Source organism: Streptococcus sp. AS20 (assembly GCF_000524255.1).
Lineage (GTDB): Bacteria > Bacillota > Bacilli > Lactobacillales > Streptococcaceae > Streptococcus > Streptococcus constellatus.
In genome coordinates this window covers 127,672-149,915 of sequence record NZ_JANS01000012.1, presented here as the reverse complement: position 1 = coordinate 149,915, position 22,244 = coordinate 127,672, and the positions used below count along the sequence as shown (strand labels likewise).

Here is a 22,244-nt window from a genome sequence, read left to right as displayed (position 1 = left end):
AGTTTACTTCCTTAATAATCTTTTATATCCAATCAAAGTTTGTTTAGCTGCATTCTCCCAAGTATATTTGCTTAAAATTTTTTCTTGTAACTTTTTATTACGAGGCGAGGAAAAAGCATTATCAACAGCACTACGAATGCTATAGAGATCATCCGGTTCACAATAAAAAGCATCATCACCAAAATACTCTGTTGTTGTTCCTCTACTGCTAATAGCTAAATTGCATCCCATTGCTGCAGATTCAAGATTTACTAAACCCGGTGTATCAAGCCAACTAGGTAGGGTATTAACTTTACATATTTTATAGAGTTCATAAAGCTTATCATTGTCAATTTGGGGAAAATAATGCACTTTAGGATTTGAATCTAAATATTTTTGTATCTCAGCAAAATAGTTTTTATGGTTATCTGATACAGCTCCAACCAGAATTACTGTATAATTTGAATCGTGGAGAGCTTTAAGAAGATTCAATTGATTTTTACGTGGTTCAATTCGTCCCACAGAAATGACCGCATCTTTAAATTTTGAAAATTCATTAGCGTCTGAATTATTCAGATATTTCAAGGCATTATCTTTATCTATACCATTCGGAACAACAACATAAGCATCTGAATGAATCTTAAATGTTTCAAATAATTTCTGTATCTCCATCTCAGAATTTGGCAAAAATAAATCAGTGTTCTCAACAACATAGCGTTGCATTTTAGTATATCCAACAGTAACTAAATTTTTAGTTACTCTTCCCCTTGATTCTTTTGATTTAATCATACGAGCAAGCGCTTTAACTCTCTCAATGTTATCAATGGATAGGAGATTACTAATTAGCTTTCTAGCGCCAATCTGTGCTTGTTTTTCAAAGTCTTCCATTGGCCAAAAAATAGTTGAAAGAGCAACTTTTTTACCTTGTTTTTTGGCATTTTGCATTTGAACATAGGTTTCCTGGATACGAGTGACATTCGTTAAGTGTACTAAATCATAGGCGGATAGGTCTGGTTCTAATTCCAAACTAATATCCACTTCAACTCCAAGTTTTTCAAGCTGTTCCTTGGTCTTCTCGATCTGAACTGTATCTCCACCACGCATTGTAAAGAAATTTTTTCTGCTCTGGATTAAAACTTTCAAACTATTCCTCTATTCTAAACTCTTCCTCATAATCTGCCACAATTTTCTGCCATGTAAAAGCTGCAGCAATTCGCTCACTAGATTTCTTATCCAATTCAGAAATAGCTTTTTCATCCAATAGTTCTATTTCTTCAATAATCTGAGCCAACTGTTCTTTATCCCAATAAATCGCTCCATCTGCTCCTACTTCACGATTGAATCCGACATCTAACAAAAGATTCAACTTAGTGGAAGAAAGAGCTTCGAGTAGTGATGGATTAGTGCCACCTACTTCATGACCATGGAGATAAGCAAAGGCGTGTTCGCGAATATATTTGAGTAATTCTTGATCATAAACGGTTCCGACAAACTTGATACGCGAATCTTTATCAAAACCCGTCTCTTGACGCAACTTCTCATAAAACTTATTCTGCTCAACATTGGTAATCAAAACAAGATCTTTTTTGGAGTGAGACCTCATGAAACCACGAATCATGGCTTCGTAATTATTTTCAGGGACAAAACGTCCAACTACAAGATAATATTCATTCTCTCGAACATTTTTTTTATCATACCAAGAACGAACTTTTTCATCTAAAGACGTTAATTGCGATTTGGTTATATCCGTTCCATACGCAATATAAGTTGTCTTGGGTTGATAACGATTATAGTCTTTGTGAATATATTTTTCAATATTTTTACTATCACAAATTAATAGATCTGCATGTTTCACCATCAATCGCTCAGAGTATTTCCAATATTTACGAACAGGCAAGCTCCACTTAGCTCGTAGCCATTCGTGCCCGTCCGGATTAACCATCAGAGTTCCTCCAAGAGCTTTGATTTTTCTTTTTATACTTGAAATAAACGGACCAATTCGGCAGGCTAAAATATAAAATATCGGTGCTTCGTCCCTGTTTGTTTTTGCTATTTCAATCGCCTTATTTAGAGCAGCAATATCATAGGAAATGGCGCGAGCTGGACCAATGTTTGGAACATCAATATTGAAACAAATTGCTCCATTATGCTCAAAAAAATCTTCTGTAATGCCAGATTTTGCTGAATTTTCCCTCATGCAAGCAACATAATATTGAATATTTTTACTGTTTTGAAATTCTGTTAATTTCTCTACAAAGGTTTCAAATCCACCATATTTAGCTGGAATTCCTTTAGAACCGATAATATAAACTGTTTTTATCATTTTTCTTTCATCAAAAATAGAGAAGAGGAAGTAAGACTACTTCGCTCCGTCTTTCATTAGCACAACTTTAATTGTTTTGAGTAAGATTTTGATGTCTGACCAAATGGTCCAACCGTCAATATAAGCGACATCTAATTTGACAACTTCGTCAAAATCAGTAATACTGCTGCGACCACTAATTTGCCACAGACCAGTGATACCTGGTTTGAAACTCAAACGCCGTTTTTGTTCGGGAGTATAGTGCTCATATTCATCTTTGGTTGGTGGGCGCGTTCCCACAAGACTCATATCTCCTTTAAGAACATTATAAAATTGTGGTAATTCATCCAAACTTGTTTTTCGAATGAATTTCCCAATTGGAGTAATCCGAGGATCATCATCTATTTTAAACATCCCACCACTCATGGTATTATGTGCCATCAGTTCTTTCTTACGTTCTTCGGCATCTATGTACATAGAGCGGAATTTGTAAAATTTAAAGATCCGACCGTTTTTCCCAACACGTTCCTGAACAAAAATAGCTGGTCCACCATCTTTACGAATCATTGGCACTAAGAAAATCGCTGCAATACCACAAAGCAAAAGTCCAAAGAAAGAGCCAATAATATCTAAAATTCGTTTGGCAACAATATGACTATAATTGTAGAAATTTGTTGAGAACGTGACTACGCTAAAACCAGCAATCTCTTGAAGCCTCTTCTCACCAATTTGAAAATCTAAGGCGTTAATATTCACATTAACTGTGATTCCCATATTCTCAAACTGAATAACCAAATCCTCAATAGAATAGTAATCACTTGGCAAACTAATAAAGACTTCATCAACAACGGAACGAGTCGCAAATTCAATGAGACGTTCTCGCGGAACAACATCGAAGTTGGGATGCTGATAATAGGAATTATCAAATACAGAAACAGCAGCGATGCAATCATTAAATGAGCAAGTTTGCGTTAGCTGCTGCAAAATTCTATCCAAGCGGCTTGAAACAGTAATGACTAGTACTTTCTTACTACTTTTTAGTCTCGGATGCACTCGCAGATAATATTGTTTAATCAACAAATTGATACAATAAATACAAACAGCATTTAAAAGAATAAAAAGAATAAGATCTTTCCGAGTTAGTAAAAAGCTACCTTTTGACATAAATGAAAAGAAAGTAATCATAACAGTATATAAGGCACTGTATTTTATCGTTTCTGTAAACTCAATCAAATAACCGCGTTTGAAAAAGTGGTAACCATAATTACTGATATAAAAAGCAACGATATGCAGCAATACTAGTATGATGATGTCTTTACTTGTTAGTTTTGAATTCAAGACTAAATTCATAATTGTAGAAATAGTGACAACAGAAAGTAGTTGTGTCAATACAATCTCTATTTTTTGAAATTCTTTTCTATTTTCAAACATCCCTACTCCTAAATTTACTGAACTTTATTTCTTGCCATAGTTCCCATAGTCTCCATAATTACCATAAGAACCGTACTTTTCTAACTGTGTATCATACTTATTTAAAATAACTCCCAAGAATGGAGTGCCTGTTTGCTCTAGTTGCTCCTTAGCTTTTTGTAAAGCTTTACGTTTTACATTTCCTGATTCAACCACTAACGCACTAGCATCACATTTTTGAGCAATGATGGCTGCATCAATCACAATTCCAATAGGAGGAGTATCGATGATAATATAATCATAATGATTTCGTAAAATATCAATCATCATCCCAAAGTTCTTACTTTGAAGAAGTGCAGTTGGGTTGGGCGAAATCTGCCCTGCTTCAATCACAAATAAATTTTCAACATTTGTATCACATAAACCGTTTGATAAATCAGCTGCACCAGCTAAATAATCTGTCAAACCTGTAATTTTGTCACGTGTTTTAAAAACTCCCGACATGACTGAATTACGAATATCTGCATCAATCAGCAAAGTGTTATAGCCTGATCGTGCAAAAGCAATAGCTAGATTAGTAGAAGTTGTTGACTTCCCTTCACCAGACTGTACAGAAGTAACAGCAATAACTTTAATATTTTCTCCACTAAGCTGAATGTTGGTTCTTAAAGCGTTGTAATATTCTTCTGACTTTTTGAGAGCTTTCTCTTTATTTTTAGCTAATTCTAATCTTGGCATCATTTCCTCCTATTTTAGTTTATCCATATTCGGCACAACTCCAAGAAGAGTAATTCCTAACGCTTCTTCCACATCTTCTGGCTTTTTCACTCGATCATCCAACACTTCAACGATAATAATAACCATTGAAATCAAGGCTCCTCCAGTTAAGAAACCAATTAAGGTATTGCGTTTGATATTCGGTGAAGAAGGAGAGTTTGGTACTTCTGCTTCTTCTAATGTCGTCACGTCTGCTACTTTTGTAACAGCTATAATCTTTTCAGCTGCTACTTGGCGAAGGCTATTAGCAACACGCGCAGCTTCCTTTGCATCACCATCTGAAACGGCTATTGAGACAATACGTGTATCGGTCGGAACAGTGACTGTAATCTTCTTAGCTAGTGCACTTGGCTGCATATTTAATTTTAAGTCAGAGATTACTTTGGCTAATACATCCTGCGATAAAATGATTTCCTTATAGTCTTTAACCAAGTACGATCCAGCCTGCAAATCTTGGTTTGTCAATGTGGAATTATCACTAGGCTGTCGATTTACTACATAGATCCTTGTAGAACTTGTATAATTAGGCTTTATAATAAAGGTATTATATCCTAAAGTAATGATAGCCATCACAAAAGCTGTCACAACGATGAGAAATTTTCGTCTCCATAGACTTTTAACTAATGATAGAACATCAATTTCCACCGTCTGATTATCTTGATTTTTCATTTCTTCTCCTAAATTAATTCGTCTTTTAATAATATTTCTTGATTTTCGCGAAATAGTGCATCAGCATATGCTTTGCCATACTTTTTAGAGATAATTTGGTAGGCTTCCTGCATATAAGGAGGTCGTGGACCTAAATTGTGCATATCACTCGCCACAAAGTGCACTAAATCCTGCTCCATAAAGAACTGCGCCCGTTTCTTCATGAATTTATACTTATCGCCACTAAATAACTTCGGCTTTAGGACACTGGAGCTATTGATTTGCATATAACATCCCATGTTGATCAAGTCTTGCACTTTTTTCACATCGTTTTCCAAGCAATGATAACGCTCAATATGGGCTACAACTGGTGTAATCCCTAAACGCAGAACATTATTTAAAGCACTGTGGATTTCTCTGTACGGAGTTGTCATACTAAACTCAATCAGAGCATAACTCGTTCCACCCAAAGTTGGAATAATTTTTTTATCCAATTTTTCTAAAATATCGCTAGTATAGTAAATTTCGGCACCATAAAGAATGGTGAGGTCGTCCGCCACTTCTTTAGCGATTTGCTGAACCTCATGAAAATTTGCCGCGATTTTTTCTTCAGGAGTTTCAAACATTCCCTTTCTACGATGAGAAGTTGAAATAATCGTTCGAACTCCTTGGCGATAACTTTCCGTCAAAAGCTCTCGCGTATCCTGACGTGTCTTGGGACCGTCATCTACATCAAACACAATATGCGAATGAATATCAATCAATCTTATTTACCTTCCATCACTTTCTGAATTGCCACTTTGGCTGCATTCAAGCTATCTTGATTTAATTCCATCATGTAAAGATTCGCATCTGGCATAGCATAAGACGGAAGGTCTGTCCGTCCCTCACCTGTAACAGCTTGAGAAGTCACAGTATAACTACCGCCAGATTCTAGTTGTGTATTAATGAGATTCATCATCGTTTCAAGACTCATATTGGTTTGAACTGAATTTTGTAAACCTGAAATAATCTCATTGTAATTCTTCAAAGCATGTGTTGAAGTCAACTTTTTAATAATTGCCGCAATTACTTTTTCTTGATTTTTACCACGGTCGTTATCTCCGCCACTCAATGAATACCGTTCTCGCACAAAGCCTAGAGCCTGCTCAGAATTTAGATGAACATCTCCTACACCAAAATGATAATTCCCGTGCAAACTTGTAAATTCTTGGTCATTATAAACGTCAATACCACCTAACAAGTCCACTAATTTGAGGAAAGAAGTGAAATTGAGTCGGATGTAATAGTTGGTTTTAATGCCATAGAGATTTTCCAATGTATGAATGGACGCTTCCACACCATAAATGCCAGCATGCGTCAATTTATCATTTTGATTGTTGCCACCATCAGCAATCGGTACGTAAGCATCACGCGGTGTTGTTGTTAATAACACTTTTTTTGTTTTGCGATTCACTGTCATGATGATATTCACATCCGAACGAGATACAGACGAAACGGGACCATAAGTGTCAATACCACTAACATAAATGTTAAAGACATCGTTGTTGGTAGCTGGTGATTGCGCATTTTCTATTTTCTTACTAATCTTATAAGTATAGATTTTCTTAATTTTTGAAGCATAATCTGGATGTTCGTTTTCGATAACACTTTCAAAAACACTATTTAGCACCATAGCCTTCGCTTCACCATTCCTCAAAGAATTATAAGCTGCCAGATAAGAAGAAGATTGATCAACCGTTAGATTGACTTTTTTAGTTTTTGCTAAGTTGTTTGTTAATGCCTTGATATTTTTTTCATCATTTGCTGTCGGAGCAAGAACATTTTTTACTTGGCTAATATCTTTAATGTCGCTATTTGCCGGTACCACCACACTCATTTCATATTCAGAATAGTTGGATGTTGCATTTAGACCATTAGACAAATCCAGCACTTCTTTAATGGCATACATCGCACCTGAACTAACTAAAATAGCCAAAATGAGAATAATAGTCGTTGTGACACGCGCTTTATTTTTAAAAATTAAAAAGCCAGTCACTAGTGCTACGGCTACTAGCAAGATTGATAGTAAAACATTCAAGTACCGAAATGCTAGAATGTTATACCGAAACATTGAAAAAACCAATAATGCTGTTAGCAATGCAAAAACGATTAGCAAAGCAATATTTAAGATTCGATAACCTCTCTTCTTAGAAGAGCGCAATCTTTTTTGGACCATTTTAAACCCCTACGTAGAATTATCCATTTTATTACTCCATTATAGCATAAAATAACTGAAAGTTAAACATTCTTTAAGAATTACAAAAACTTTAAATTATAAATGCGTTTTCAATGCAATCTTTCGCCATTACATTTTAAATAACAAAAAAGTAGGAACAATCAATTCCTACCTTGGTTCAAATTTATTCTGTTTTATCTCGATTAACCTGCTCAAAACTTTCTGTGCCATCATTCAATCTATCCCAAATAATCACTTTTCCAGCTTTGAGAGACTTTTGTACATCAATAATACGCTGATTAGAGGAACCTCGAAATTGTAACATGAGATTTCGTTTTGCCTTATCAAAACGACCATCTACCAGAATATCAATGAGACTAAGAAGTTCAAGTTTATCTGGTGTTTCCAGCATCATTTCTTCCCATGTATAGCCCGTCCAAGACCAAATATCTTTGTCAGGCAACTCTCGTCGAATACGCTTGACTAAGGGCAAGAGAATCCCAGTATTCAGAAAAGGCTCTCCTCCTAGCAAGGTCAGTCCTTGAACATAGGGCTCAGCCAAATCTTTCATGATTTGCTCTTCCAGCTCTTGCGTATAAGGAATCCCGGCATTGAACGACCAGGTCGCTACATTGTAGCAGCCCTCACAATGAAACATGCAGCCGCTGACATAGAGGGAATTACGCACCCCTTCACCATCCACAAAATTAAAGGCTTTATAGTCAATAATACGCCCCTTGCTTAACTCTTCACTTTTCCACTCACCTGGCTTCGGTGTATTCCATGTCATTTTTCTACTCCAAATCTATCCAATAGCGCTCTTTCCCGGCTCGTACATCTTCCAATATTCCGCCATTGGCCAAAATCACTGCTCGACTAGCTGGATTATCTACCGCACAAGTCACCAGCACTTGGTGAATATTCTTTGAAGCAGCAACAAGAAGTCCTTCTTTCAGCATCGAAGTGGCATAGCCTCTCCCTTGCATAGATGGACGAACACTATAGCCTATATGACCGCCGTGTTCGAGTAAGTATTCATTTAGGCGCAGGCGCAAATTTAAAAAACCAACTGCTTGTCCTTCATCAAATCCGACAAGTTGTATAGCTGGCACCCAGGTATCAGGAATATTGAGACCCATTTCTGCATCTCGGTTCCCAGCAATCCAATCTTCATAATCAAAATCCTCCTCGTTCCAAAAACCACCATCGTGTGCGGCATTTAAACTTTCAAATTCCATTATGAGAGCCATGACTGCGTCCTTATCTTCCAATCTTGGTCGTCTTAATTTCATATTTCACACCTTGATAGAAAGAGAGTGAGACTAGCTTCATGCAGACCTCACTCTTTCCCTTATTTTTTCTTTGCTTTTTGCAAAAATTGTTCTCGCAAACTTGTAACACGAGCTTTCTTGTTGATTCCACCTTTCGAGTGTTTTTCATGATAGCGTGTGACTTGTGCTTTCCCTTTATCGTCTAATTGATATTTTCCCATGAAAGTTCCTACTTTTCTACATGATGTCCTTCGAACTTGATTGTTGAACCATTCATGTGTTTAACACGGGCCGAAATCTCCTTGTGACGTCCATTTACCATCGGACGAGCTTGAGGATTTCCAAGATAACCACAAGTTCGCTTCACAACATCAACTGTCTTAGGATCGCTATTGCCACAGTTTGGACAAGTAAATCCACGTTCGGTTGGCGTGAAGTCCCCTTCAAAATCACACTTGTAACAATGGTCAATCGGAGTATTGGTTCCAAGATAGCCCACACGATCGTAAGCATAGTCCCAGACTGATTCGAGTGCTTTCGGATTTTGTTGTAGAACAGGATATTCACAGTAGTGAATAAAGCCTCCTGAAGCCCCAGCTGCTGGATAATCTTTTTCAAAATCTAATTTTTCAAACGGTGTCGGATTTTTACGGACATCATAGTGGAAACTATTCGTATAGTATTCCTTATCTGTAATATCTTTTACAAGACCAAATTTTTCTGTATCCAGACGACAAAAGCGGTCTGTCAGACTTTCAGACGGTGTAGAATAAACAGAGAAGTGGTAGTCATATTGGTCAGACCATTCTTCTACACGGCGCTTCATTTCACGAACGATATCGACTGTGAATTTCTTAGCTTCTGGATTGTGCTCCCATTCACCACCATAAAAGACTGTAGCCACTTCATATAGACCAATATAGCCAAGAGAAACCGTGGCTCTACGATGCTTAAAGAGTTGATCCACCTTATCATATTTACCTAGACGTTTTCCAAAAGCACCATATTGATAAAGAATAGGAGCATTAGCTGGAGTCGCTTCTTTGGTGCGTTCGACACGGTAGACGAGCGCATCTTCAGCAATATTCATCCGCTCATTAAAAATTTCCCAGAATTTCTCCATGTTGCCTTCAGATTCAAGAGCAATTCGTGGAAGGTTGACCGTCACAACGCCAAGATTCATCCGACCAGAATTGACTTCTTGACCGTTTTCATCTTTCCAGCCTTGTAAGAAAGAACGGCAGCCCATTGGAACTTTAAAAGAACCTGTTAATTCCACAATTTTGTCGTAAGACAAGACATCTGGGTACATCCGTTTCGTAGCGCATTCCAAAGCCAGTTGTTTAATATCATAGTTTGGGCTATCCGGTTCTAAGTTCAATCCGCGCTTCAACGTGAAAATCAATTTAGGAAAAATAGCTGTCCGATGTTCAGACCCCAGACCTTTAATGCGAATTTGAAGAATCGCTTTTTGAATTTCACGCTCAAAACGATTGGTGCCAAGACCAAAACCAAGCGATGTAAATGGGGTTTGTCCATTTGACGTAAACAAGGTATTGATTTCATATTCCAAAGACTGCATGGCATCGTAAATGTCTTTTTTCGTCTTTTCCCAAGCAAACTCTTCCTGTTTTTCAGGAACGACCCATTCACGCGCATCCTTCAAATGCTTTTCGTAATTCTTTTCAGCATAAGGCGCTAAAACTTCATCAATTCGATCAGCTGAACAACCACCATACTGACTGGAGGCGACATTGGCAATGATTTGAGAAATTTGCGCAGTCGCAGTTTGAATCGACTTTGGACTTTCCACCTCTGCATTTCCAATCTTGAAACCATTTCCCAGCATACCTTTGAAATCAATCAAGCAGCAGTTTGTCATCGGCGTATATGGGCTATAGTCCAAATCATGATAATGAATATCCCCTTTTTGATGGGCATTTGCTACATGCGGCGGCAGCATTTGCAAACCAATTGATTTTCCAACAATCCCCGCTGTCAAATCACGTTGAGTATTGAAAACATCGCTGTCCTTGTTGGCATTTTCATTGACAACCGCTTGATCTTTATTCAGCAATTTGCCGATTGTGAAGTTGATATCTGTTGCTTTTGAACGCGCAAAATCGCGTTGGGTACGGTAAGTAATATAACTTTCCGCAATAGCATATTCATTGGCTTGCAACAATTCATGCTCAACGATATTTTGAATTTCATAAATTTTAACACCAGCAGGGAAGCGTTCAATCACCTCTGCTACAATTTTATTGGTAATCCCTTCAAGTTTTGCTTCTAACAACGGCGTCATCGTCGTTACTTCTTGACTAGCTTTGACAAGCGCTTTATAAATCTTATCTGCGTCAAAAGCCACACGACGACCGTCACGTTTTTCAACATAAATATCAGCAAAACCTTGTACTGTTTCTTCTTTTAATGCTATCATGAGCTCCTCCATTCATATAAATCATATTATATCACTCTCATAAAAAAAATCAATATCTTGTGGTAAAAAACTTAAAATTTTATTTTAAACACAAGATATTGATTAAATCATTTTAATTTATAAAGCTTGAAATGATGAAGTTCCAGGTCAGTTTTCTCATAATTTTTCTGAATTTGTTTTTGCACATCTTGAAGAACAGGCACTTGATTATTCACTAAAATATAGGTTGGTGCATTTTCTTTCAGACTCCTAGCTAGCGCCATTTTATTTTCATCGGTTCCTTGGTACAAGCTAGGTGTTAAAATTGGTACTGCAGATAAGTGTCTACTCGCCTGATAAAGCGCTGCTGTTTTATCCCAAGCATAGATTTTATCAGTCTTCTTCGCTTTATCTTTGATATAATTTGCCGCAGAAACACGTTCACTTGCTTCACCTGAAGATAAAATATAGTGATTAACAAGCGGAGAACCAATTAAGTAAGTAACTGCTAAAAGCGGCAAGAAAGCATTTTTTGCAACATACATTCCTAAAATAGATGTAGATTTTTGTACACGGCTATGACGTCCACCTCTTTTAAGTTTACTTTTTCCTAACCACATACTGAGCAAAATCAGGAAGAATGGCAAAACAGGCAACAGCTGATAAGCGCCTTGATCTGGCAAAAAGAAAACAAATAAAACTAAAATTAAGGACGCGAAAAAACTAAATAGCTGCAGGAAACGTTCCAAAGAATTTGCTGGCAATGAAAAACTTCTCACCCAAGAAAACACTAAACCAATTCCAATGATTAACCCACCATAAAGTAAACCATTATACAACAAGTGCTGCCCTGCAAAGCGTAAGCTTTCCAACGGATAAAGAATCTGACTAATCGCAAGACCAAAGCTACCATTTAAAACCGTATAATAGCCTAAAGGATAAAATAGAAACGAAAAGCCTACAAGTGCTGCTAAAAATTGATAAAGGCCATGTACTTTTTTCTTTACACTAATATTATAAGCTGACAAAACAAGGAAAGCCACTAAATAAAACACGAGACTTGTCATCGGATCTGTCATAAACATCAATGTACCGAGCGCACCAAAACCAATAAAACCTCTGTCACTAGCTTCTCCTGCAACATAGCGCATCAGAAAGTACAGTGCACCAAATACAAAAGGAAAAGCAAAAATACTAGAATATAAACCGCCCCAGCCCAAAGCTAAGGTTAATCCATAAAATAAAGAAAGAATCTTTACAGAGGTATTCCTTACAGTTGTTAATTGGTAAACAATTTTAAAAAGAAAAATTCCTGCAACAAATAGGGCAAAGCACTGCACTACTGCAAATAAAATATTGCCCATGAAAAGACTACCCACCCAATTAGTTAGATAATAAAGCAAACCACTCGTTCCATAAATATTTCCATAAATAACCTGCCCCTGCGCCATTGCCCATCCAGCATATAAATTTTGAGATTGCAGATTAGTAGCAAAGTTGGTCAAAAACGGATTGGCAACACTTAAAACACTCAATAATAAGCTCCACAAAAATAAAACGACAAACGGCGTCGGTGTAGGTTCTACAAAAAAATTTTTCTGTTCACTTTCTTCGTGAATACTCTCTACTATTGGCTCTTGTTCAAGCATTGTGTCGTGCATAAAGATTCTCCTTGATATCAGTCTTATTTAGTATACCAAAATCTCCTCTATCTGTCAGCTTGATTCTGACACAATCTTCATCTTTTGCAAAAGCAAGGCATAATATTCCAAATCTCGAAAACGGTGATGACTTCTGTTTGTATACTTTTGTAAAAATTCTTGTTCTTCTTGTGTTAGATGTATCATTATTTCGCCTTCTTTTTACTAAATTATTCGTAAAAAAGAAAAAATTCCTCTCATACAAGAGAAATTTTTATAGCATCGGCGCAAACAATTCGACAATCTCTTTGATTAAACGTTGATACCAGGTATTTTTAATAGTATCCTCATGAATTTCTTGAGAATTCTCAAAAAGGTTTTCAAAATCTTGTTTTAAGTCAAACATAGAAGGCGTTTTATACATCAAAATAGCATTTTCATAGTGGTGAACCAGACTTCGATAATCAAAGTTGATTGTTCCAACCACACCAAAATCATCATCTGCCACCACATGCTTACTGTGAATAAAACCTGGGGTATATTCGTAAATCTGCACCCCAGCTGCTATCAAGTCTGGATAAGCGCCTCGCGTAATGAGTTGAATCAGCTTTTTATCTGGAATGGAAGGGGTCACAATCCGCACATCTACCCCACGCATAGCTGCATTTTTAATGTCTTCTGTCAAGTCATAATCAATAATTAAGTACGGTGTAGCAATATACACATAATCTGTCGCTTGACTGATAATATTTTGGTAGACATTTTTACCCACTTGAGCTTTGTACATAGGCTTAGGTCCGCTTCCATACGGAATATAAAGTCCTGATGCATCTATTGCTTTGTTGTCCAAATGATATTGATCAAAATCGCTAATGGTTCCACGGTTGATATACCAGTTCATAAGAAAAAGACGTGTCAAGGCCTTTACTGCACGACCATTTAAACGAATCCCACCGTCTTTCCAGTGACCAAATCGCTCAATGTGATTAATGTATTCATCTGCTAAATTGACCCCTCCAGTATAGCCAATCTGCCCATCAATAACAAGAATTTTACGATGATCTCGATTATTATAAGCTACTGTCATTCGCGGAATCACTTTGTTAAATTTATGGGCATCAATCCCCATAGCTTGTAATCGACTGGTGTAGTCGCCAGGAAGAGTCGCCATACAGCCAATATCATCATAGAGCATCTTCACTTCAACACCTTGAGTTACTTTCTCACGCAGAATATCCAAAATACTATTCCACATGAGACCTTCTTCCACAATATAATATTCCAAAAAGATAAATTTTTCTGCCTTACGCAAATCTTCCAGCATTTTTTGAAACATTTCTTCGCCTAAAGGGAAAAATTGTGATTCCGTACCGTCATATACATCCGCATTATGATCCATGCTAAGAAGTGATTTGATAATCCCATAAGCTGACTTATCTGTATTTTTCAACTCTAAACGCAACTCATAACTATTATCCTCACGAAATTTCATTTGATCCATATTCTTCAACTGTTTCAATTCACTTCTAGACAAACGACGCTCGCCAAACATCAGATAAAGCAACGGTCCAAAGACTGGAATAAAAGCCACTAAAAGCCAGGTTACTTTACTTTCTGGGGTCATTGAACGATTGACAATCGCCAAAATCGTTGCCACACTGAACAAAATCACAAAAGCAATCCATAAAGTAGGCGTCCATCGACCGAGCCAAAAGAAAAACCAAAAAACAAGCACCAGTTCTAACACCATAGTAATGATGCTAAAACCATATTTTGACATCAATAGCTGAAATTTCCTAAAACTCATATTCTCTCCCTATCAGTATTTAGTACTAGTATAACGGGGATTACCTAATAAATCAAGCCAAAGTCAAGTCTTGCTTGATTTTCAAATCATTTTTAAAACTTTCAATAAAAAAGGGAACCTAATTAGACTCTCCATTTCTCATTAGGTTTCCACCTCTAGACTTATATTTTTTTCTTGATGAAGTAAACTGCACCCACTAACAATATCATATCCATAAAGATTGCTAAGTAATGAACAGCTGTTCCTGTTTTAGGCAAACCTTTCTTCGGCGGTGTTGCTGGTAGGGTATAGCTATTTTCAAAAGCTTTAACATCCTGATCATATCGACCTTTAGTTTCTAGTATACGCGAACTATTGTCTGTAACAGTCACTGTTACTTTGATCACTTTTTTATCATAGATTATACCTTGAAGTTTCGTATCTTTTTCAGTAATCATATAATGATATGTTCCCACTTTCGCGTACTCAATAGTATCGAAAATCACCTCACCATTAACAGCATTTTTCTTGACTTGGTGGACATTATCCTCTGTACCTTTGAGTTCAAACTCAAATTCACCTGCCTTTAAATCACGTCCAATTAATAATTTCTTAACTCTCAATTGACCTCAACCAATCCTCGTTTATTGAGAACTTCCAAATCATAAGTCTTCTCATTATTAAACTTATCCGGAGTAATCTTAAACTTTCGTTTAAATGGCTAATATCCAGCCGGAGCTTTTATTTCTTTAATTTTATAAGTATCTTTTAATAGATTCAGACTTGTTACTTCCCCTGCACTATCTGTGATAAATTCCCCAACTGTAGTACCGTTGCGATCTCGTATAACCCTAAAGATAGCTCCCGTTAAAGGCATGCCAGAAACTTCATCCTTTTTATGCAGCGTGATTGAGTAAACATAACCTTCTGCATTTCCGCCTGCTTCTCTGTAAGTAGTCTTCACTATGGAATTTATGATTTTTATTTTACTTGACCAAAGTGAAACAATATTTTCAACAATTTCTCCATTCTGTAAATTATAGTTTGCTTTAGCTTTATAGTTAATACGATAACCTTCTCCTGCTTTGATATGACCTAAATCAACCGAAAATTGTGAGTCAGATATGAAATTGATTGTAAATTGTTCCGTGACATTTATTTTATTCTTCAATACCCAACGATTATTTACAATCACCCACTTACCTTTTTCAATTTTGAAACTGTTCTTAATATAAGAAATTTTAGGAGTACTCAGAATGTCTGTTACTTTGGCATCAGAAATCTCTTTACCAGACTGATTAATAGAAATGTGATAACTGATAATCTTATCTGTTTTATAGCTACCTGATTTTGTAAGATCTGTCTTTTTAACTTGTCTTCCCCCTTCAAAATCCACCTTTCCTACTGGTACTGTATTTCGATTTACCGTAAGTTGAAAAAATTCTCTCTCGCTGTTCGTTTTTATCACCTATTACACTTCAAAAAGTTAGTCAAATTCTCTTCCCTCATCTTCTTATTTCTAAATTTTTTCTGAAATACTAAACTTTTTTCATTCTCACATAACTCCAGTATAGAGAATCACTAGCGAGCGCAGATAAAATCCACGAAGCGAACAATTTATAAACCATTTGGAGCGGTGGGTAAAACAAACACAATTTAAAGCAGTGGTTATAAAAACTGATGAAATATCTTCAACCTCCTACATTTGCAAGCTACTATTTAGTTTTTCTATTAAGAGTCATTGCTCCAATATCAAATAAGTTATTGCTTCGTTAAAACGACCGTATCATTTTCGCCGTTTTCTTGCTCAATATCCTCAATTGTCAACTGATTGCCATTAATCATATAACGCTCAATGTCGTCACCAATCGTCATTCGCTGATTTGTTGGATCAATGCTCACTTGTTTTACTTCTTTCTTACCATTTGGCTCTTCTTCTGTCCACGTGCCACTGTTTCCCTTGATAACCAAAGTGATCTCATCTTCTTCGTCCATACCTTTATAAGTACCGTCTAATTTTTCTACCGAATTTTCTGCAATAGTTGACGAAGTGCTGCTCTTACTTGAGACTGTAGTTGATTGACTGCTTGAGATAGATTGAGATGATGATGAAGTTTGATTAGACTTGGCACACGATGTCAAAATGATAAGCCCTATTAGAAAAAATGTGGCATAGCCAAGTTTCTTTAATTGTACCATTTGATTCCCTCCTTTTTTGATTACATTTCTATTCTACTATTTCTCGTTTCAAGCAGTCAATTCTTTCTCCAAAAGAAAAGCACGAACTTCTGCAATGAAATAAAGAGAACCTGTCACAAAAAGAAGCTGACTATCAGTAGATTTTTTAATGAATTGTTCAATAAACTCCCGATAAGAGGAAACATAGGTTTCAGTTGTCAGATTCCACTTATCTATTGCACCGTCATCCTCAAATGTCGTTATCGTCAACCGCACATCTGGCAATTCTTGTTTTAGATAAGACAGCATTCCCTGATAATTTTTACGTTTCAAAGCACCGAATAAAAGAAAAATTTCTTTTTGTTCTTGCTGGCGAATAAACTCCACCAAACGTGACAAAGCGGGTAAATTGTGAGCCCCGTCCAAATAAATTCCTCTCTCAAAATATTCCAGTCTCCCTGCCCAATGGGTCTCTTGCAAAGCCTTGCGTATCCATTTTACTTGTGGTTGCCAATTTTGCTGTTTCATGAATAAAAGAAAACTTTGCAAAGCAACAGCTGCATTTTCTTCCTGATAAGTACCTTTGAGACCCAGCTGTAAACCAACTATCATTTTATCTTGATTAGAAAATTGTCCTTTTGAAAATGAAAAATCCCTACCATATTCATACAAAACAACTCCCAACTCATCTGCGCGCAATTCGCAGACCCTTCTGGCTTCTTCAGCCAGCGGCCCGATAACAGCTCGTTCCTTTTTCTTGAAAATCCCTGCTTTCTGCTCCGCAATTGCTACTATGGAGTCTCCTAATGTTTCTTGATGATCCAATCCTACAGACGTTACAACCGCAACATCTCCTATCACTACATTTGTTGCATCTAAAAGTCCACCAATTCCCACCTCAATTAAAGCCACATCTACCTGCTCTTCTTCGAAATACAATAAAGCTATGAGTGTTAAAATTTCAAAATAAGATAATGGATCTTGTGTCTGCAAAAGTTGCCTTTCCATTGCTTGAATACGGCGCCCAATTCTAACAAAATCCTTGTCAGAGATTGGTTTATGATTGACACAAATCCGATCATAAATGCTCACCATATGAGGTGACGTAAAGGTTCCCACCTTCTTTTTATGCTCTGCAAATAATTGACTCATAAAAGCAATGCTTGAGCCTTTTCCGTTCGTTCCTGTCACATGAATAATGGGATAATTTTCTTCCGGATGATCCAAAAGACTTATAGCCTGCCTCATTCGCTCTAAACCAGAGCGAAAATTTAAACCAATGCGACTCTCTAGCCACGTTTCAATTTCATTCATATTCTTCTCCCAGCAAAAAGGGAGTGAAACAGAACCAGACTTTGGTTCATGTCACACCCCACAATTCACTTGAATGGCTGGAACTCTTGCTCCACATGGGAATTAACCAACCACTCATTCGTATACCATAAAAATAACTATTCACACAGCCTTTCAATCTCTTCATTGTTTGTAATACGAAAAGCTAGTGTACGCAATTTTTATTCTTCCATAAAGCTATTGAAAACTTCTTCAATCATATCCCATTCAGCATCTGAATCTTCTGGAATTGGTTGGAGGTCACCCTCTGTTCCGTCTTCATTTTCAGTAAACGAGTAGGCTTGAATTTCTACCTCGCCATTTTCATCTTCTTCTGCGCTAGCTGGAATCAATAGAACGTAGTTTTTCCCAAATTCTTCTTTTCCATCAATGGTCAAGAGAATTTCAAACAAAGTTTCGTTTCCTTGCTCATCCACTAAAGTAATTAGTTCACGTTCTTCGTGTTCATGGTCATGGTTATGATCGTGTGCCATGTTTTCTCCTTTATTTATTAAAAATTTCGATCTAAATAATTTTGTAATATAAGCTGCGCTGCGAGCTTATCAATCACTTTTTTTCGCTTCTTTCTGCTCACATCCGCTTGCTCAATCAACATTCTCTCCGCAGCTACTGTTGTTAGGCGCTCATCTTGGTATTCAACTGGCAAATGAAATAGCTGCTCAATCTTAGTCCCATAAGCCTGACTTGCTTCTACACGTGGTCCGCTTGTATTGTTCATATTCTTAGGAAGACCTACAACAAACTTGTCCACCTTATATTCTTGGACAAGTTCAGTCAAACGCTCAAAACCAAATTCTTCTTGTTCTTCATTGATGGGAATAATTTCAAGCCCTTGAGCTGTAAAACCAAGTGGGTCACTAATTGCAACACCAACTGTTTTTGAACCAACATCTAACCCCATAATTCTCATTAGAGATCAATGCCTTGTCCTTTCAAATAATAACGAACTAATTCTTCTACAATCTCATCACGTTCGTATTTACGAATTTGATTTCGTGCATTATTATAGCGAGGTACATACGCAGGATCACCACTAAGCACGTATCCTACGATTTGGTTGATTGGGTTATAGCCCTTTTCATTCAGCGACACATAGACATCTTTCAATGTTTCACTAATCTCTTTTTTGTTTGAATCATCAAGATTAAAACGTACTGTCTCATCTGTAAATCCCACAATTACACCTTCTTTCACTAGAATACCCATATTATAGCACATTTCAAGACTTTTCACAAATGAAAGGGGTTGAAAAAAGCTGAATAAATTTCAGCTTTTTTTGTTTCATATACACCTATAAAATCATGGATTTGCAACTTCTTTAGCACCAGCTGCTTTGACAGATTCAATATATTGTTTGGGTGTTAAATTTTTGATAGTTGAAAACATAGAGCCATATGTATCCAGTTTTGATGCTTCATCAAGGTTGATTTTGCTCATATCAATATTGATTGCAACTTTAATAATATAGTCTTTTGTAATGTCTGTTTTAACATCAACACCGCCCAAAGACTTAAATTTATCCAATCCTGCAGCCTTTTCAAAAGCAGAAATCAAGTGCGGCTTAGTGCTTTCTAAATCTTGACCCGCTAATGCACTCTTCATATTTTCAGGAAGTATTTGTTCAAGATTTATCACAAACTTCTTAAAGGTTTTTCCTTCATAAGAAATAGTTTGCGTAAGTGTTTGTTCAATCCCTTGGACAGTCTGTTTTTGTTGAAAAGACTTGGTCACAACAGAATCCTTTTTCACAACACTCGAACCAGTCTTACTATCCCCTGACTGATTCTGACCGGATTTTTGACCACAAGCTGTGAGCAGCAACAAACTTGCTCCTAACAAAACAACCGATTTTCTCATAAAAATATCCTCCTTGTATTTTAGAGCTTTATAAGAATAGTATACCATCTTTTGTAAGCGTTGTCAAAAAGAGCCGTCTAAAAAATCAATTCATGTTTAACAAGTTATTGATTGACTTCCGTTGCACCACTGGCAATCTGATCTTCAACATATTCTTTTGGTTTCATTTTTAAAAATTCTTTTAATTTCATATTCTTTAAATACTCAGTATTTGCGGCTTTATTAACATCCAAAACTTGAAAATCAAACGTATGAGTTCGCTTCAATTCTTGCTCATTTATAATTTCCAAAGAGGTTGAAAAGCCTTGCAAATTTTTTGCTTGTGTAAATTTTTCATCTTCAGCCAAAGATTTTTCCAATAATTTTTGCGCCTCAGCAACTCCAACCTCAGCAACCACTTTTTTTAATTCTTCTTTCATCGGCAAAATTTGTTCAATCGTTAAACCTAAAAATTGGTTCCCTTTGTAAGTAATTGTTTGCGTTTGCTGAACTCCCTCAGCTGTTTTTGGAAACGATAATTTTTTCGTCACAACCGTTTCTTTTTCAGCATTTGCAATAACTGGCAACGTACTATCAATAGATTGTTTGCTTGCTTTTGATTTTGTTTCTTTCTTTTGACCACAGCCTACTAAGACTGTAAGAATAATGGTTAATAAAATTAGGCTTCTTTTCATAGATTAACTCCTCCTCATTCTTTATTTTATCATATTTTTAATATCAATAAACATTGAAATAAAAAAGAGTGGAAATCCCACTCTTTACAAGGCCGCGCGTAAACGCGCTTCTGTATTTTCAACATTACGAACCGAGCGAGGTAGGAATGCACGAATATCATCTTCTTTGTATCCTACTTGAAGACGTTTATCATCTACTAGAATAGGACTTTTCAAAATACGTGGCGTTTCCATAATCAAATCAATCACTTCACTCACACTCAATTCTTCGATATCTACGCCTAAACCTTTTGCATAACGATTTTTTGAAGACACAATACTTGCAACCCCATTTTCAGTTTTTGTTAGAATATCTAACAACTCTTCTTTTGTAATCCCTTCTTTACCAAGATTTTGTTCTTTATAAGTTAACTGGTGAGCATTGAGCCATGTTTTTGCTTTTTTACAACTAGTGCAACTTGAGACAGTATAAATTGTAATCATGTAAGTACTCCTTTCGCCACACGGTACTATTATCATACTATATTATACCATAAAATCCCTCCGTCTTACGACCTATTTTTAAAAAATTATTCCTCAATCTCAATCGCATCGTCCAAGTCTAGAGTCACTTCCTCTACTTTGTTTGCTGATTTAATTGCTTCTGCATTTTTTTCATCTTCAGTATCATTCTCAATCAAACCATAGTGAACTCGAACCTTGTGATCAATTTCATCAAAAATTTCTGGATGATCTGCTAAGTATTTCTTAGCATTTTCAGACCCTTGCCCAATCTTTTCATCATTGTAAGAATACCACGCGCCCGCTTTTTTGATAATATCTAGGTCTGTTGCAATCTTGATGAGCTCACCTGTTTTGGAAATTCCTTCACCATACATGATTTCCACAAAGGCTTCTTTAAATGGCGGAGCCACCTTGTTTTTCACAACCTTAATTTTGGTTTCCTTACCGACATTAGTGTCCTTTTCATCACCAGTTCCCTTGATTTGAGTATTGCCACGGACATCCAGACGGACAGAAGCATAAAATTTAAGAGCTCGACCGCCCGGTGTTGTTTCTGGATTTCCAAACATAATACCAACTTTTTCACGTAGTTGGTTGATGAAAATCGCAATTGTCTTCGTTTTATTAATAGAAGCAGATAGTTTACGCATAGCTTGACTCATCATACGCGCTTGCAAACCAACATGGCTATCTCCGATATCACCATCAATTTCAGCACGCGGTACAAGAGCTGCCACAGAGTCGATGACCACCAAATCTACTGCACCAGAATCAATCAATTTCCCAGCAATTTCTAGTCCTTGCTCACCAGAATCGGGTTGAGAAAGGAGTAATTCATCAATATTAACCCCAAGAGCTTGCGCATACGCCGGATCTAGAGCGTGCTCAGCATCAATAAAGGCCGCAATTCCGCCTTCTTTCTGAGCCTGAGCAACAGCATGGAGGGCCACTGTCGTCTTACCAGATGATTCTGGTCCATAGATTTCAATAATTCGACCTTTTGGATACCCTCCTGCACCAAGTGCAATATCTAACGCCAAGCTACCTGAGCTCATAACTTGAACTTTTTGTTCAGCGCGCTCACCCAAACGCATAATTGCCCCTTTACCAAAATCTTTTTCGATATTTTTAAGTGCATTATCTAACGCTTTTTGACGTTCCTCACCAAATTTCTTTGAAATTTCTTCTAATTTTTTTTGTTTTTTCGCCATTTATTTCTCCTGTATAG

At 36.7% G+C, this 22,244-nt stretch carries 25 protein-coding genes; all 25 read right to left on the bottom strand.

The window, feature by feature from the left end:
- Positions 1-3 precede the first annotated feature (3 nt).
- The 25 genes from HMPREF1514_RS07475 to recA all read right to left on the bottom strand — a co-directional run bounded on the left by HMPREF1514_RS07475 (position 4) and on the right by recA (position 22,227).
- Complete coding sequence (locus HMPREF1514_RS07475) at positions 4-1,122, bottom strand: glycosyltransferase (protein ID WP_037598439.1); 1,119 nt, start codon at positions 1,120-1,122, stop codon at positions 4-6.
- 1 nt (position 1,123) lies between these two features.
- The gene (gene cps2T, locus HMPREF1514_RS07470) at positions 1,124-2,302 is read right to left on the bottom strand and encodes a beta 1-4 rhamnosyltransferase Cps2T (protein WP_037598437.1); all 1,179 of its coding nucleotides are present in this window, start codon (positions 2,300-2,302) and stop codon (positions 1,124-1,126) included.
- A 36-nt stretch (positions 2,303-2,338) separates the two neighbouring features.
- A complete protein-coding gene (locus HMPREF1514_RS07465; RefSeq protein WP_037598434.1) occupies positions 2,339-3,712 on the bottom strand; it encodes a sugar transferase in 1,374 nt (457 codons plus the stop codon).
- Positions 3,713-3,736: 24 nt separating this feature from the next.
- Positions 3,737-4,429, bottom strand: coding sequence for a tyrosine-protein kinase (locus tag HMPREF1514_RS07460; protein ID WP_037598432.1), 693 nt, complete (start codon positions 4,427-4,429; stop codon positions 3,737-3,739).
- A gap of 9 nt (positions 4,430-4,438) precedes the next feature.
- Entirely contained in the window at positions 4,439-5,137 is a 699-nt protein-coding gene (locus HMPREF1514_RS07455) for a Wzz/FepE/Etk N-terminal domain-containing protein (protein WP_003071428.1), read from the bottom strand.
- Positions 5,138-5,145: 8 nt separating this feature from the next.
- The gene (cps4B, locus tag HMPREF1514_RS07450; protein ID WP_003071431.1) at positions 5,146-5,880 is read right to left on the bottom strand and encodes a capsular polysaccharide biosynthesis protein Cps4B; all 735 of its coding nucleotides are present in this window, start codon (positions 5,878-5,880) and stop codon (positions 5,146-5,148) included.
- Between the two features lie 2 nt (positions 5,881-5,882).
- Entirely contained in the window at positions 5,883-7,334 is a 1,452-nt protein-coding gene (gene cpsA, locus HMPREF1514_RS07445) for an LCP family glycopolymer transferase CpsA (RefSeq protein ID WP_037598429.1), read from the bottom strand.
- Between the two features lie 184 nt (positions 7,335-7,518).
- On the bottom strand, positions 7,519-8,124 hold the full coding sequence (gene nrdG / locus HMPREF1514_RS07440) for an anaerobic ribonucleoside-triphosphate reductase activating protein (RefSeq protein ID WP_003038320.1): 606 nt from the start codon (positions 8,122-8,124) through the stop codon (positions 7,519-7,521).
- Between the two features lie 4 nt (positions 8,125-8,128).
- A complete protein-coding gene (locus HMPREF1514_RS07435) occupies positions 8,129-8,626 on the bottom strand; it encodes a GNAT family N-acetyltransferase (RefSeq protein WP_037598427.1) in 498 nt (165 codons plus the stop codon).
- Between the two features lie 59 nt (positions 8,627-8,685).
- Positions 8,686-8,826, bottom strand: a complete 141-nt coding sequence (locus tag HMPREF1514_RS09505; RefSeq protein WP_006270489.1) for a hypothetical protein — start codon at positions 8,824-8,826, stop codon at positions 8,686-8,688.
- Positions 8,827-8,834: 8 nt separating this feature from the next.
- Positions 8,835-11,045: an anaerobic ribonucleoside-triphosphate reductase gene (nrdD, locus tag HMPREF1514_RS07430; RefSeq protein ID WP_037598425.1), complete on the bottom strand. Its 2,211-nt coding sequence runs from the start codon at positions 11,043-11,045 to the stop codon at positions 8,835-8,837.
- 107 nt (positions 11,046-11,152) lie between these two features.
- A complete protein-coding gene (locus HMPREF1514_RS07425) occupies positions 11,153-12,685 on the bottom strand; it encodes a heme transporter CcmD (protein WP_037598423.1) in 1,533 nt (510 codons plus the stop codon).
- Positions 12,686-12,739: 54 nt separating this feature from the next.
- Positions 12,740-12,871 carry a hypothetical protein gene (locus tag HMPREF1514_RS09775; protein WP_003071451.1) on the bottom strand — a complete coding sequence of 44 codons (132 nt, stop codon included), beginning with the start codon at positions 12,869-12,871 and terminating at the stop codon, positions 12,740-12,742.
- 67 nt (positions 12,872-12,938) lie between these two features.
- Positions 12,939-14,471, bottom strand: coding sequence for a cardiolipin synthase (gene cls, locus HMPREF1514_RS07420; RefSeq protein ID WP_037598420.1), 1,533 nt, complete (start codon positions 14,469-14,471; stop codon positions 12,939-12,941).
- A 161-nt stretch (positions 14,472-14,632) separates the two neighbouring features.
- Positions 14,633-15,073, bottom strand: coding sequence for a Spy0128 family protein (locus HMPREF1514_RS07415; protein WP_037598417.1), 441 nt, complete (start codon positions 15,071-15,073; stop codon positions 14,633-14,635).
- 98 nt (positions 15,074-15,171) lie between these two features.
- Positions 15,172-15,918 (bottom strand): MSCRAMM family protein, encoded by a 747-nt coding sequence (locus HMPREF1514_RS07410; protein WP_037598414.1) that lies wholly within the window; start codon positions 15,916-15,918, stop codon positions 15,172-15,174.
- A 293-nt stretch (positions 15,919-16,211) separates the two neighbouring features.
- Positions 16,212-16,649 (bottom strand): SP_0198 family lipoprotein, encoded by a 438-nt coding sequence (locus HMPREF1514_RS07405; RefSeq protein WP_037598413.1) that lies wholly within the window; start codon positions 16,647-16,649, stop codon positions 16,212-16,214.
- Between the two features lie 48 nt (positions 16,650-16,697).
- Positions 16,698-17,942 (bottom strand): bifunctional folylpolyglutamate synthase/dihydrofolate synthase, encoded by a 1,245-nt coding sequence (locus HMPREF1514_RS07400; protein WP_037598410.1) that lies wholly within the window; start codon positions 17,940-17,942, stop codon positions 16,698-16,700.
- A 200-nt stretch (positions 17,943-18,142) separates the two neighbouring features.
- Positions 18,143-18,454 (bottom strand): DUF1292 domain-containing protein, encoded by a 312-nt coding sequence (locus HMPREF1514_RS07395; protein WP_003027765.1) that lies wholly within the window; start codon positions 18,452-18,454, stop codon positions 18,143-18,145.
- A 17-nt stretch (positions 18,455-18,471) separates the two neighbouring features.
- A complete protein-coding gene (gene ruvX, locus HMPREF1514_RS07390) occupies positions 18,472-18,891 on the bottom strand; it encodes a Holliday junction resolvase RuvX (protein ID WP_003071469.1) in 420 nt (139 codons plus the stop codon).
- Positions 18,891-19,157, bottom strand: a complete 267-nt coding sequence (locus HMPREF1514_RS07385) for an IreB family regulatory phosphoprotein (RefSeq protein ID WP_009569646.1) — start codon at positions 19,155-19,157, stop codon at positions 18,891-18,893. The genes ruvX and HMPREF1514_RS07385 overlap by 1 nt, the downstream gene beginning before the upstream one ends.
- A 123-nt stretch (positions 19,158-19,280) precedes the next feature.
- Positions 19,281-19,838: an SP0191 family lipoprotein gene (locus HMPREF1514_RS07380; RefSeq protein WP_003071476.1), complete on the bottom strand. Its 558-nt coding sequence runs from the start codon at positions 19,836-19,838 to the stop codon at positions 19,281-19,283.
- A 104-nt stretch (positions 19,839-19,942) separates the two neighbouring features.
- A complete protein-coding gene (locus tag HMPREF1514_RS07375; protein WP_037598406.1) occupies positions 19,943-20,512 on the bottom strand; it encodes an SP0191 family lipoprotein in 570 nt (189 codons plus the stop codon).
- An 84-nt stretch (positions 20,513-20,596) separates the two neighbouring features.
- Positions 20,597-20,995, bottom strand: a complete 399-nt coding sequence (gene spx / locus HMPREF1514_RS07370; RefSeq protein WP_003026638.1) for a transcriptional regulator Spx — start codon at positions 20,993-20,995, stop codon at positions 20,597-20,599.
- An 86-nt stretch (positions 20,996-21,081) separates the two neighbouring features.
- Complete coding sequence (gene recA, locus HMPREF1514_RS07365; protein ID WP_006269775.1) at positions 21,082-22,227, bottom strand: recombinase RecA; 1,146 nt, start codon at positions 22,225-22,227, stop codon at positions 21,082-21,084.
- Positions 22,228-22,244: the final 17 nt, after the last annotated feature.

Bases quoted from the DNA above. Each gene is read 5' to 3' on its own strand.
- cps2T (WP_037598437.1), bottom strand. From the start codon at position 2,302: ATGATAAAAACAGTTTATATTATCGGTTCTAAAGGAATTCCAGCTAAA.
- HMPREF1514_RS07465 (WP_037598434.1), bottom strand. From the start codon at position 3,712: ATGTTTGAAAATAGAAAAGAATTTCAAAAAATAGAGATTGTATTGACA.
- HMPREF1514_RS07460 (WP_037598432.1), bottom strand. From the start codon at position 4,429: ATGCCAAGATTAGAATTAGCTAAAAATAAAGAGAAAGCTCTCAAAAAG.
- HMPREF1514_RS07455 (WP_003071428.1), bottom strand. From the start codon at position 5,137: ATGAAAAATCAAGATAATCAGACGGTGGAAATTGATGTTCTATCATTA.
- cpsA (WP_037598429.1), bottom strand. From the start codon at position 7,334: ATGGTCCAAAAAAGATTGCGCTCTTCTAAGAAGAGAGGTTATCGAATC.
- nrdG (WP_003038320.1), bottom strand. From the start codon at position 8,124: ATGACATGGAATACACCGAAGCCAGGTGAGTGGAAAAGTGAAGAGTTA.
- HMPREF1514_RS07435 (WP_037598427.1), bottom strand. From the start codon at position 8,626: ATGAAATTAAGACGACCAAGATTGGAAGATAAGGACGCAGTCATGGCT.
- HMPREF1514_RS09505 (WP_006270489.1), bottom strand. From the start codon at position 8,826: ATGGGAAAATATCAATTAGACGATAAAGGGAAAGCACAAGTCACACGC.
- nrdD (WP_037598425.1), bottom strand. From the start codon at position 11,045: ATGATAGCATTAAAAGAAGAAACAGTACAAGGTTTTGCTGATATTTAT.
- HMPREF1514_RS07425 (WP_037598423.1), bottom strand. From the start codon at position 12,685: ATGCACGACACAATGCTTGAACAAGAGCCAATAGTAGAGAGTATTCAC.
- HMPREF1514_RS09775 (WP_003071451.1), bottom strand. From the start codon at position 12,871: ATGATACATCTAACACAAGAAGAACAAGAATTTTTACAAAAGTATACA.
- cls (WP_037598420.1), bottom strand. From the start codon at position 14,471: ATGAGTTTTAGGAAATTTCAGCTATTGATGTCAAAATATGGTTTTAGC.
- HMPREF1514_RS07405 (WP_037598413.1), bottom strand. From the start codon at position 16,649: ATGGTACAATTAAAGAAACTTGGCTATGCCACATTTTTTCTAATAGGG.
- HMPREF1514_RS07400 (WP_037598410.1), bottom strand. From the start codon at position 17,942: ATGAATGAAATTGAAACGTGGCTAGAGAGTCGCATTGGTTTAAATTTT.
- HMPREF1514_RS07395 (WP_003027765.1), bottom strand. From the start codon at position 18,454: ATGGCACACGATCATAACCATGACCATGAACACGAAGAACGTGAACTA.
- ruvX (WP_003071469.1), bottom strand. From the start codon at position 18,891: ATGAGAATTATGGGGTTAGATGTTGGTTCAAAAACAGTTGGTGTTGCA.
- HMPREF1514_RS07380 (WP_003071476.1), bottom strand. From the start codon at position 19,838: ATGAGAAAATCGGTTGTTTTGTTAGGAGCAAGTTTGTTGCTGCTCACA.
- HMPREF1514_RS07375 (WP_037598406.1), bottom strand. From the start codon at position 20,512: ATGAAAAGAAGCCTAATTTTATTAACCATTATTCTTACAGTCTTAGTA.
- spx (WP_003026638.1), bottom strand. From the start codon at position 20,995: ATGATTACAATTTATACTGTCTCAAGTTGCACTAGTTGTAAAAAAGCA.
- recA (WP_006269775.1), bottom strand. From the start codon at position 22,227: ATGGCGAAAAAACAAAAAAAATTAGAAGAAATTTCAAAGAAATTTGGT.